Below are 10,716 nucleotides of genomic sequence, written 5' to 3'. Positions count from 1 at the left end.
CGCTAGCATCACGGAGTCCAATACGGATCCGGCGTAGGCGACGGCGTAGTCGTAAACCCAACATCATCCAAAAGCTCCGCACCACGCTCAATCGCAATCTGCTCCAGCAAAGGAGTATGCATCACAGCAATAGCCTCATCATTAGTCTCCATGGTCGAGAAGATCACAGCCGCAGTTCCCTCGAACCAGCCGGCGTACGCGTCCCCTCCCTGTACCCACGACAACACAGTCGCATCCCCAACCGACCGAACACGAGCCCCAGGCATCGCAGACACCGTATCCACCACCGACACACCTATCGCCTTGTAGTTGACGAACACGTCATCTGCATCTGGCGCAGCTTCAATGTAAAGCCGTTGTTCATTATTGCCATCCACTCGACAAGTCCAGTAGTAGTCGGTCAGTTGTTCGTCAAGCCCGAATACGTTCACCGCCTCACCTAGGATCGGGGCAACATCCTCGTCGCTGAGCACCAAACAATACGGTTCGCTGGGACGCGGAGGAGGTAGCTGCTGGTACCCCCACCAAGCCAAACGACCCACCAGCGTCAACGCTACGACCGCCAAAGACACTACAAAAGGCGCACCCAAACGATTAGCGAAGCCCCACAGGCGCTCAGACAACTCTGATGAAATCACTCAAACACCCGCCTAGTCAGCAACCTTATCGTGCCCATGACCGATACCTGCACCAAACTGGATCTCCAAATCAGACGAAGGGACGTCGGGGCTCTCCATCCAGTGGTTGAACTGCTTCCTGTAGGTGGAGTCGGACAACAACATCGTCAGGTCGATCTGATGGTCGTCGTCCATCCAGTCGTAGAGATCGCCGAGATCCTTCCCGTTATAGTCGATATAGGCGGCGTCGGGCAGTCGTCCCGCGTTCGAGATCTGCGCCATGGCCGCCTGGAAGGCCTCCTGCTGGGCGGCGTCGGACAAGTCTTCGGCATCTTCGACCTGTGTCAGGTCGAACTGGCTCATCTGCTCGGTCAATCCCGGAGTTGCAGCGGTGACCACAACCGACGCGGCTTGGGCAGCCGGATGAGGCACAACCGACAATCCCGCACCGAAGGCACCCAGAACAGTGGAGGCGGCGAGTTCGTTGGCATGTGCCTCACTTTCACCATGACCGGTCAGCGCGCTGACTGCGGATTGCTCAATGAACCCCAGGAGTGCCCCGTCATTCCTGCTGGCTGTCTTGAACGCCTCGTCCATCCCCGATCCGTCACCCAAAGTGGCGTCGGGGTACTCGTCGAGGATGGCCTGGTTGCGTGCCGTGGAGTAGCGGCCCACCGCGTTGGACAGGATCGACAGCGAGCTCTCCTCCATACCGACCAAGCGGGTCAGTGCGCGGATGTCTGACTCGTGGTTCCCGGGCAGCACGGCGGGCCGCGTGGCATCCCCAACAAATACCGCCCCAGAGGAGTCCGCATTCCCGTTGATGACGTCCTCAATATCCGCCATGGAGTTGCCGAGAATAATGGCGACGTTGTCCCTACCCGTCTGCGTGAACGCATCCTCATCTAGACCGCTGAGATAAGTCATCGCCTCACCGGTCGCCCACGCGGCGCGCTCGTCCGTTGAATCATCAGACGGCATGCGTTGCGCGGAGGCCCCGGCCATCGCCGTCGTCAAAGCCTCGCTACCCTTGTCAGGGTCCCAGGTGCGGTTGGTAAGCAGTTCCCAGCGGTCCGCCGAGGCCTGACTCGGGACCCAGTTTCCTGCGGCATCGACCGCTCCTCCATCCTCCGGCGCAAGATACTCCAGCGCCGCCTCGGTATTCGTACCCATCGCGGTCAGAACGCCCTCAAGCGGGTCAAGACTCGCACGCGTGTACACGGGACCGTAGTCATCAACCTTATTGGCGGGCATGGGATAGGTCGGCCGGGTTCCGTCATACGGCAGCTCCTCCATCCGATCCGCCAAATCAACCAGGAAACCCGCGTTGTAGTGCAACCCCTCCACCGACAGAAGCGCATTCATCGCCGCGGTCCGCCCCTTGTGACCGTCCTCGGTCACCGCCGTCTCCAACGCGGCCGCAAGCCCAGGACCCGTGACACTCTGGTGAGAAGCCGCGGCAAGTATATGACCCATCGTATTGACAACCGAGTCGGTCGCCGCCTCATCCTCGGCCTTCGGATGAGCATACTGCGAGGTGCCGCTACTCGCAGTAGAGTAAGTGTTATCCGCCTGCACCTGCTGGACCATGTCCAGGAAAGTATCTACTCCCACGGTGTTTACGAACGCAGCACCGTAGATGTCAATATCCTGCTTCTTCGCCATGGCCTCGGCGATTTCCTCGACGGTGCGACCGTCTTCCGCGGTCCCGTCCTTACTGGCCAGTGCCTGCTCCAGCGCCGTGGCATCAGCCTTAGCGTCGGCAATGGACTGGCTGTTGTAGGTCTTGACGTTCTCCGGGGTGTCTTCCACCCCATCAGGCAGGTAGTAGCAGACAACACCCTCCTCGGCGGAGAAGGTGATGCCACTGTCGTTCATGGCAATCGCCTCGTCCAGACGGGTCTGCAGATCATTAACGAGCCGTTGGAGAGTGTTAATCGCATCCGCCATACTCGCAGGCCGACCACCAAACGCCGCAAAGGCACTTCCAGAGCCGACTGGGGCGTACCCCAACGCGTAGGGGGTGCTGATCGACAGCAACTCCTCAACGCCCTCCACCGGCTCCTCATCCCAGCTATTACTGAGGTTGTACAACTCAGAACGCTCAACCTCGGCATCATCCACCCAGGACTGCAGAGCATCAATGAAACCCTGCACCCCCTCAGCGTCCATACTCACATACGTCAACCTCACTCACCCCTAATCCATCTGACGCGCACCGCACCCGCAGCACCGCGGTGCGAGCAAACCGTGCCTACGCGAACCAACAGATCACCTCCACTCTGAATTGGCCTCATCACTACCCTTGGGAACCCGATCCTCCTGACCCCACCAGGCGTTATTGGCCTTTTCATAGATGTCGTCCGCAACATCACGCACCGCGGTAACGCTCGTATCGATATCAGTACCGAAGTCATCGGCCAGCGGTGAAGACCACACCTTGCCCAACTGCCCGCTAAACGCGCTCAAACCACCCGCGGCGCCATAGGAAGAAGACGGTACGCCACCCGCGGCCACGACGGCGCCCACAACCAACGTCGAAGCCAGAACCTGCGGATCATTCGCAAGAACCTCCTGCACGGTCCCCGCCCGTCCCCTGACCTTCTCAATTGCCTGCTTCTTCAGGTTATCCACCAGATCGGACGAACCGTCCTCATCATCGCCGTCAGCGCTTGCGCCTGCGTAGAAACTGTATGACATGAGTGGCTCAGAGTCCCTTCTCCCGAGCCAGGACCCGGGCAATCGAACACAGCCACACCCGCACGCCGCTAGTGCGCCGCGCAGAACATGACCGACGCCAAAAAGTTACCACACCGCCATAAGCCGGCAAAGCGTCCGGAGACCGACCCGTTCCGCGTCAGCGGGGACAATGCTCCTCCCATCACAAGCGACACTGCCGGCGACCCTGGCTGGCGCAAGGTTTTCCACAGGGCGCGCCCGGGCGCTGGTGCCGGAGCCCAGACGCGGGAAGGATGAGAGCATGCCCAAGGCCCCTTCCGCTCCCCAGTCTCCGTCGTCGTCGCCGGAGCTGAGACTCGAGTGCACCCCGGCGCCCGGACCGGCGCTGTGCCCGCACGGGCGGTGCTGGCGCACCTGCTTCATGGTCCCGTCGAGCCGATTCTTCAGGCCTTGCCGCCCCGGGAGCTGGCGCTGCTGCGCTGCCATGGCTTGGACGAGCGAATGCTGGTCAGCGTGCTCGGGCAGGCGGTGCCGGCGGATCTGCTCGGTAACCCGGCCGCCCGCGCCCAAGCCCTCGCCCCGCGGCTGCCGGCCAACCGTGTGGTGGCCGGCCGTACCGCCCTGTGGGTGCACACCGGTGGGCCGGTGCCCGCGAGCCCTGACCTTCTGCGCACCGCGCCCGCTGCCGACGTCGTCACTCTGGAGGGGGTGTTGTGCCTGCGGCTGACGCGGGCGGTCGTGGACCTGGCACGCACCGCGCCGCCCGGGGTGGCGGTCGACGCGGTGCTGCGCGCCCGCCGTGCCGGCCTTACCCGCCGTGACCTGGAGCCGGCGCTGTTGGCCCGCCGCGGCGGCGGCATGCGGGGATTGCGACGAGCCCGTCGTCTGATCGACGAACTGTATGCGCCGGCAGCGGCGGAGGGGGTTCAGGCATCAATCTGAGCCGCGCGCTCGTGCTGGTTCCGATTGGCGGATGAAGTCAGCCGCCGCGCCTCGAATACACCATCGATGCGTCGCAGGGAGGCCAACGTGTGGTCCAGGTGGCTGGCCTCGGCCAGCTCGACCACGAACCGGCCTACCACCACGCGGTCGCGCGAGGTGCTCACGTTGGCGCTGATCATGTTGACGTGGTTGTCGGCAAGGACGCGGGTGATGTCCGCCAGTAGGCCGCCACGGTCCAGGGACTCGACCTCCAGCTGCACCAGGTAGGCGCTCTGGGCGTGCTCGGCCCAGTGAACCTTGAGCAGGCGCTCGGGCTGCTGCCGCAGCTGTTCAACGTTCTGGCAGTCGGCACGGTGCACCGACAGGCCGGAGCCGCGAGTGACGAAGCCGACGATCTCGTCCCCGGGCATGGGGGTGCAGCAGCGCGCCAGCTTGACCAGCACATCGCCCTCGTCCATGCCTTCGACGATGACGCCGGGATCACCGGCAGAGCGGGACCGTTGCCCGGCGGGTGCCGCCCGGGTGGGCAACACGCCCTCCGCCAGGGTCTCCTCCGCACCGGCCTCCCCGCCGACGGAGGCAACCAGGGTGTCGACGACGTGCTGAGCGGAGATGTGCCCCTCACCGACCGCCGCATACAGGCCATCCACGTCCCGTTTATCTAGGGTTTCGGCCACGTTCATCAGCGAGTCGTGGCTCATGAGCCGTTGGATGGGTAGATCCTTCTTGCGCATGGCGCGGGCAATGGCGTTCTTGCCGTCCTCGATCGCCTCTTCGCGCCGTTCCTTGGAGAACCAGGACTTGATCTTGTTGCGGGCGCGGGTGGAGCCCACGAAGTTCAGCCAGTCGCGGCTGGGCCCGGCGCCCTGCGCCTTGGAGGTGAAGACCTCAACCGTGTCACCGTTCTCCAGCTTCGTGTCCAGCGGCACCAGCCGGCCGTTGACGCGGGCTCCGACGGTGCGGTGGCCCACCTCGGTGTGCACGGCGTAGGCGAAGTCAACGGGGGTGGACTCGCTCGGCAGGGCCAGCACATCTCCCTTGGGGGTGAACACGTACACCTGCCCCCCGGACATCTCGTAGCGCAGGGAGTCCAGGAACTCGGCGGGGTCCTGGGTTTCCTTCTGCCAGTCGACCAGTTGCCGCAGCCAGCCGAGTTCGCCGGCGTCGGAGTCGCCGGGGGCGCCGCCCAGCGGGCTGGGGCCGGTGGCGTTGGGGTCCTCCTTGTACTTCCAGTGCGCGGCCACCCCGTACTCGGCCATGCGGTGCATCTCATGGGTGCGGATCTGTATCTCCACCGGCTTGCGGCCCGGACCGATTACGGTGGTGTGCAGCGACTGGTAGAGGTTGAACTTGGGGACGGCGATGTAGTCCTTGAAGCGGCCGGACATGGGGGTCCAACGGGAGTGCAGCGCCCCCAGCACCGCATAACAGTCCTGGACGGTGTCCACGATGACGCGCACCGCCACCAGGTCGTAGATGTCGTCGAAGTCCTTCCCCCGCACGATCATCTTCTGATAGATCGAGTAGTAGTGCTTGGGCCGGCCGGTGACGATGCCCTTGATCTTGTTGACCCGCAGGTCCTCCTCGATCTGCAGGCGCACCTGCCGCAGGTACTCCTCGCGGGCGGGAGCGCGCTCGGCCACCAGGCGCTCAATCTCATCGTAAACGCCGGGGTACAGGGCTTTGAACGAGCGGTCCTCCAGCTCCCACTTAATGGTGTTCATACCCAGCCGATGGGCCAGCGGGGCATAGATCTCCAGGGTCTCCTTGGCCTTGCGGGCGGCGGTCTCCTCCGGCACGTACTTCCAGGTGCGGGCGTTGTGCAGCCGGTCTCCCAGCTTGATGACGAGCACTCGGATGTCCTTGGACATGGCCACGATCATCTTGCGGACCGTCTCCGCCTGGGCGGCATCCCCGTACTGGACCTTGTCCAGTTTGGTGACGCCGTCCACCAGCAGTGCGATCTCATCGCCGAAGTCGGCGCGCAGCCGCTCCAGGGTGTAGTCCGTGTCCTCCACCGTGTCGTGCAGCAGCGCGGCCGCAAGCGTCTGCGGTGTCATGCCCAACTCGGCCAGGATGGTGGCCACCGCCACCGGGTGAGTGATGTACGGCTCCCCGGACTTACGCATCTGCCCGGCATGCGCCTTCTCCGCAACCCGGTAGGCGCGCACAATCAGGCTGGTGTCCGCCTTCGGGTGGTTGGCGCGCAGTGCCCGCATGAGCGGCTCGATGGCCGGCGGGGTGGAGTGGCCGCGCGCCCCGAACCAGGCCAGGCGGCTGCGCACGCGCGAACCCGGCACGACCGTTTCATCGGCGGTGCCGGTCCCGTTGCGCGTGTCCGTCGTCATACCCGGATCATAGCCGGGTCAGCCGTGTTTGATGCGGCCGCGCACCAGGTCAGGCGGATTCGAAGATGACGACGGAGTCGATGTCCCGGCCGGAGAGCTTCTCGCGTCCACCCAGCCCGGCCAGCTCCAGCAGCATGCAGATCGACTCGACCTTCGCACCGGCCTGCTCGAGCAGGTCGATGGAGGCGGCCGCGGTACCACCGGTGGCCAGCACGTCGTCGATCACCAGCACCCGAGAGCCCTCCTCCACGGTCTCGGGACGCAGCTCCATGCGGGCGGTGCCGTACTCGAGCTCGTAGTCGATGCCCAGTACCGGGCCGGGCAGCTTGCCGGCCTTGCGTACGATCACCATGCCGATGCCCAGGTGCACGGCCAGTGGTGCGGCCAGGATGAAGCCGCGCGATTCCAGTCCTGCTACGGCGTCGATGTGGCCCCGGTAGTGGGCGGCCAGACCATCGATGAGGTTGGCGAAGGCCTCCCCGTTGGACAGCAGCGGAGTGATGTCGCGAAACAGCACGCCGGGCTCCGGGAAGTCTGGGATCTCCCGGAGGTTGTCCAGTACGAGTTGTGTGAGTTCCTTCGGGAGGGCGGGTGAGATGGTCATGACCGCTTCTTCTTCCTCTTGGGCTGGGCGGAGTTTCCGAGATGGCGTCCGGGGATGACGGGGGCGGCTGCGGGCGTGGCGGCGAGTGGCCGCCAGCGCCTCCGGGTCGTCGCCGGCTGCGGCCAGGCGCTCGCCGCGGGCGCGTGCGACCCGGGCCGCCTGCTCCTTGACGGCAGGCTCACGGCTGCGCAGATCCACCAGCAGCGGTGTGGCCAGGAACAGCGAGGAGACGGTGCCGGCGATCATGCCGATGAACAGGGTCAGGGCGATGTCGCGCAGGGTGCCGGCGCCCAGGATGAATGCGCCCACCACCAGCAGGGAGGCCACCGGCAGCACGCCGACCACGGAGGTGTTAATGGAGCGGATTAGCGACTGGTTGACCGCCAGGTTGGCCAGCTCCCCATAGGTGGAGCGGGTCTGTGTCTCGAAGCCGTCGGTGTTCTCCCGGACCTTGTCGAAGACGACCACGGTGTCGTACAGGGAGTAGCCGAGGATCGTGAGCACACCGATTATGGTGGCCGGGGTGACCTCGAAGCCGCTGGCCGCGTACACGCCCACGGTGATCAGGATGTCGTGGCACAGGGCGAGTAGCGCGGCCACCGCCATCTTCCAGGTGCGGAAGTAGGCCCAGATGAGGCTCCCACCAGCACGAAGAAGATGACCAGGCCGCGGATGCCCTTGTTGGTCACGTCCGAGGACCAGGTGGGGCCGATGGTCGTGGCAGACACGTCGGCATCCGTAACGCCGTAGGTGTCCGCGAGGGCGGTAGACAGCCCGGTCAACTCGGTGTTGCTCAGCTCGTTGGTCTGCACGCGCACAGAGGAGGAGCCGACGGTGGTCACCGACGTTCCGGAGGACAGCCCCTGCTCGGCCACGACGTCGTTGGCGGGGCGCACGTCTGGATCGGCCAGGCCGGTGACGGTGATCTCCGAGCCGCCGCGGAAGTCGATGCCGGGGGTGAGCCCGACGGTCGCGAGCAACACCACGGAGGCCGCCACGACGATGCCGGCAATGGCGTACCACAGGCGGCGCCTGCCGATGAAGGGGAAAGAGGTGGTGCCGGAGTAGAGCTCGTTACCGAGCTGGGCGAGGGACTTCATGCCTGCTCATCGTCCTTTCCGCTCGCGTCTTCGGCTTCGACGGCGTCGGCCTGCTCTCGGGCCCGTCGAGCCTCGGCCCGACGACGAGCCAAGGAGCCGCCCGCGCTGACCGCACTGGCAAGTGCGCCACCCCGGTACACGGCGCTGGAGCGGGCCCCCAAGTGTTCCGGGTCCAGTCCGGACCAGCGGTGCCCCTCGCCGAAGAAGCGGAACCGCAGGATCCACACCAGCATGGGGTGAGTGAACAGGATGATGACCGCCAGGTCGACGACGGTGGTCACCCCCAGTGTGAAGGCGAAGCCCTGCACCCCACCGACCGCCAGGAAGTACAGCACCACGGCTGCCAGCAGGTTCACCGAGTCGGACACGATGATGGTGCGGCGAGCGTGCCGCCAGCCCTCGTCCACGGCCACCGCCAGCGTGCGCCCGTTGCGTACCTCGTCGCGTACGCGTTCGAAGTAGACGATGAAGGAGTCCATGGTGATGCCGATGGCGATGATCAGTCCGGCAACGCCCGCCAGCGACAGCCGGTACCCGATACCCCAGCTGAGCAGGGCGATCACCAGATAGGTGCCGGCGGCGGCCACCAGCAGCGAGGCCACGGCCACGACCCCCAGGCCCCGGTACTGCCAGGCGAGGTACAGCACAATCAGGCGAAGCCAATCAGTCCGGCAATCAAGCCGTTGCGCAGCTGCTCGGTGCCCAGGGTCGCGGAGATGTGCTGTTCGGACTGCACCGTGAAGGACAACGGCAGGGAACCGAAGGACAGCTGGTTGGCCAGGGTGTTCGCCTCGGACTGGGTGAAGCTGCCGGAGATCTGCACCCGGCCGTCGGTGATGGCGGTGGTGACGCTGTCATTGAAGCCGGAGGCCATGATGGTCAGCCCGTCGAGCACGATGGCGAACTCGGCCTTCTGGGAGTCGGTGGAAGTGGTGTCGGAGGAGCCGGCGGCGGCATCGCGGTAGGCGATCAGCCGCTCGGAGACGTCGGCGAACAGGTTGCTGCCCTCGGAGTCGAACTCCAGATTGACCACCCAGTTGTTGGTAGCGGTGCCCTGACTGGTGGTCTCCAGACCCGAGGAGGCGGAGGCGATGTTGGTGCCGGCGATGTCCGCGGGCCCGAGGATATAGATGGTGCCGCTACCGTCCCGTGCGCAGGAGATGACCGCGATGTCAGGGTCCTGGGCCTCGCCGGTGAGGGAGTCCTCGGCGGTGCAGTCGGTCATGTAAGCGTCGTAGATCAGCTGCTCGGAGATCCAGGCGTCAGAGGAGTTGTCGTCGCTGGTGGATTCCAGCGGGTCGGAGCTGATGGTGCCGTCGCCGTCGACGTCGGCCAGGCTGGTGGCCATCTCCTCGGTGGTCACCGGTTCGAGCGTGGCGTCAGCGGACGCGGCATCTGCGTCTGTCTCGGTGTCCGTATCTGTGGCCGTGGCGCCGTCGGTCGCAGCGTCGGCTGCGCCATCGGTGGCGCCGTCCGTTGGGGTGGCGCTGGCCAGGCTTGCGGCGTACTCGTTCTGCGCGTCGGCGTAGGCGGCGGCATTCGCCTGCAGGATCCGGATCACGGGGCGGAAGTAGAGCACCGCGGAGGTGCGCACCAGGTCCAGCGTGTCCTCGCTGGGCGTGCCGGGGAGGGACACCATGATGTTGTTGCCCCCCTGACGGGAGATCTGCGCCTCCGAGACGCCGGTGGCGTCCACACGCTGGCGGATGATCTCGATGGCCTGGTTGATGTCCTCGTCGGTGATCTCCGAGCCGTCGGAGGTGGTGGGGGTGAGAATGATCTGGGTGCCGCCCTCCAGGTCCAGAGCGAGGCCGGGCGTCATCTGGGTGCGCCCGGTAGCCGTACCGACCGCCAGGGCGACGTAGCCCAGTGCAATGACTAGCAGTAGCGTCAGCAGGCGTCGGCCCGGATGCTTGAGTTTCTTGGTGGACACTTGGTCCTCTCCTCGGGAAGGGCGGTGGGCGCCGCAGCCGGCACGCGGCGTTGGCGCACGCGGACGTCAGGCCTGGGGCTGCGGCTCGGCCGGCTCCTCGGGGGACTCATTCGCCGTGTCTTCTGCGTCCTCGCTGTCCGCAGCGGCCGGGGTTGCGGAGTCCTGGCCGTCTGCATCCTCCTCCGCGACCGCGTCCTCGTCCTCTGAGGAGGCGAAGGGCGGTTCCTCGGCGCCGACGATCGCACTCTTGATCCACAGCGACTCGTCCCCCAGCGGGGTGGCCAGGGTGACGACGTCCCCATCGACCTCAACGACGGTGCCGTAAAAGCCGGCGCGGGTGCGTACCAGGTGCCGGGTACGAGTGCTTCCTCGGTGCGGCGGTTCTGCTCGTCCGCCATCCGCTGCTGCTGCTTGCGGGCGAATCTGGACATCAGCCAGAAGGCCAGCAGCATGATGATCAGCATCAGAAGCATGGGGTCCATCGTAACGACTC

Annotated in this window: 6 protein-coding genes and 2 pseudogenes; 1 reads left to right on the top strand and 7 read right to left on the bottom strand. The window is 65.5% G+C overall.

Annotated features, from left to right (window positions below):
* Positions 1 to 8: 8 nt before the first annotated feature.
* The 3 genes from BW737_RS15765 to BW737_RS11985 form a co-directional block, all read right to left on the bottom strand.
* Positions 9 to 638 (bottom strand): hypothetical protein, encoded by a 630-nt coding sequence (locus BW737_RS15765; RefSeq protein ID WP_143233383.1) that lies wholly within the window; start codon positions 636 to 638, stop codon positions 9 to 11.
* A 12-nt stretch (positions 639 to 650) separates the two neighbouring features.
* The gene (locus BW737_RS11990; RefSeq protein ID WP_143233382.1) at positions 651 to 2,774 is read right to left on the bottom strand and encodes a DUF6571 family protein; all 2,124 of its coding nucleotides are present in this window, start codon (positions 2,772 to 2,774) and stop codon (positions 651 to 653) included.
* 114 nt (positions 2,775 to 2,888) lie between these two features.
* Positions 2,889 to 3,317 carry a hypothetical protein gene (locus tag BW737_RS11985; RefSeq protein ID WP_086615703.1) on the bottom strand — a complete coding sequence of 143 codons (429 nt, stop codon included), beginning with the start codon at positions 3,315 to 3,317 and terminating at the stop codon, positions 2,889 to 2,891.
* A gap of 366 nt (positions 3,318 to 3,683) precedes the next feature.
* Between BW737_RS11985 and BW737_RS11980 the strand changes: the two genes are divergently transcribed.
* Positions 3,684 to 4,238 carry a hypothetical protein gene (locus tag BW737_RS11980; RefSeq protein WP_143233381.1) on the top strand — a complete coding sequence of 185 codons (555 nt, stop codon included), beginning with the start codon at positions 3,684 to 3,686 and terminating at the stop codon, positions 4,236 to 4,238.
* On the opposite strand, the gene BW737_RS11975 is transcribed toward BW737_RS11980, so the two are convergent.
* The 4 genes and pseudogenes from BW737_RS11975 to secD all read right to left on the bottom strand — a co-directional run bounded on the left by BW737_RS11975 (position 4,223) and on the right by secD (position 10,223).
* Complete coding sequence (locus BW737_RS11975) at positions 4,223 to 6,586, bottom strand: RelA/SpoT family protein (protein WP_086615701.1); 2,364 nt, start codon at positions 6,584 to 6,586, stop codon at positions 4,223 to 4,225. The two genes, BW737_RS11980 and BW737_RS11975, sit on opposite strands and share 16 nt — an antisense overlap.
* Before the next feature lie 49 nt (positions 6,587 to 6,635).
* Positions 6,636 to 7,190 (bottom strand): adenine phosphoribosyltransferase, encoded by a 555-nt coding sequence (locus BW737_RS11970; RefSeq protein WP_086615700.1) that lies wholly within the window; start codon positions 7,188 to 7,190, stop codon positions 6,636 to 6,638.
* Positions 7,187 to 8,290, bottom strand: a pseudogene (secF, locus tag BW737_RS11965) (protein translocase subunit SecF). Before secF ends, BW737_RS11970 begins: the two are co-directional and overlap by 4 nt.
* A pseudogene (gene secD, locus BW737_RS11960) lies at positions 8,287 to 10,223 on the bottom strand (protein translocase subunit SecD). Before secD ends, secF begins: the two co-directional pseudogenes overlap by 4 nt.
* Positions 10,224 to 10,716: the final 493 nt, after the last annotated feature.

Origin of the sequence: Actinomyces ruminis, from assembly GCF_002154335.2 — a bacterium.
GTDB lineage: Bacteria > Actinomycetota > Actinomycetes > Actinomycetales > Actinomycetaceae > Actinomyces > Actinomyces ruminis.
The sequence above is the reverse complement of the archived record's forward strand: the minus strand, read 5'-3'. Positions and strand labels throughout refer to the sequence as shown.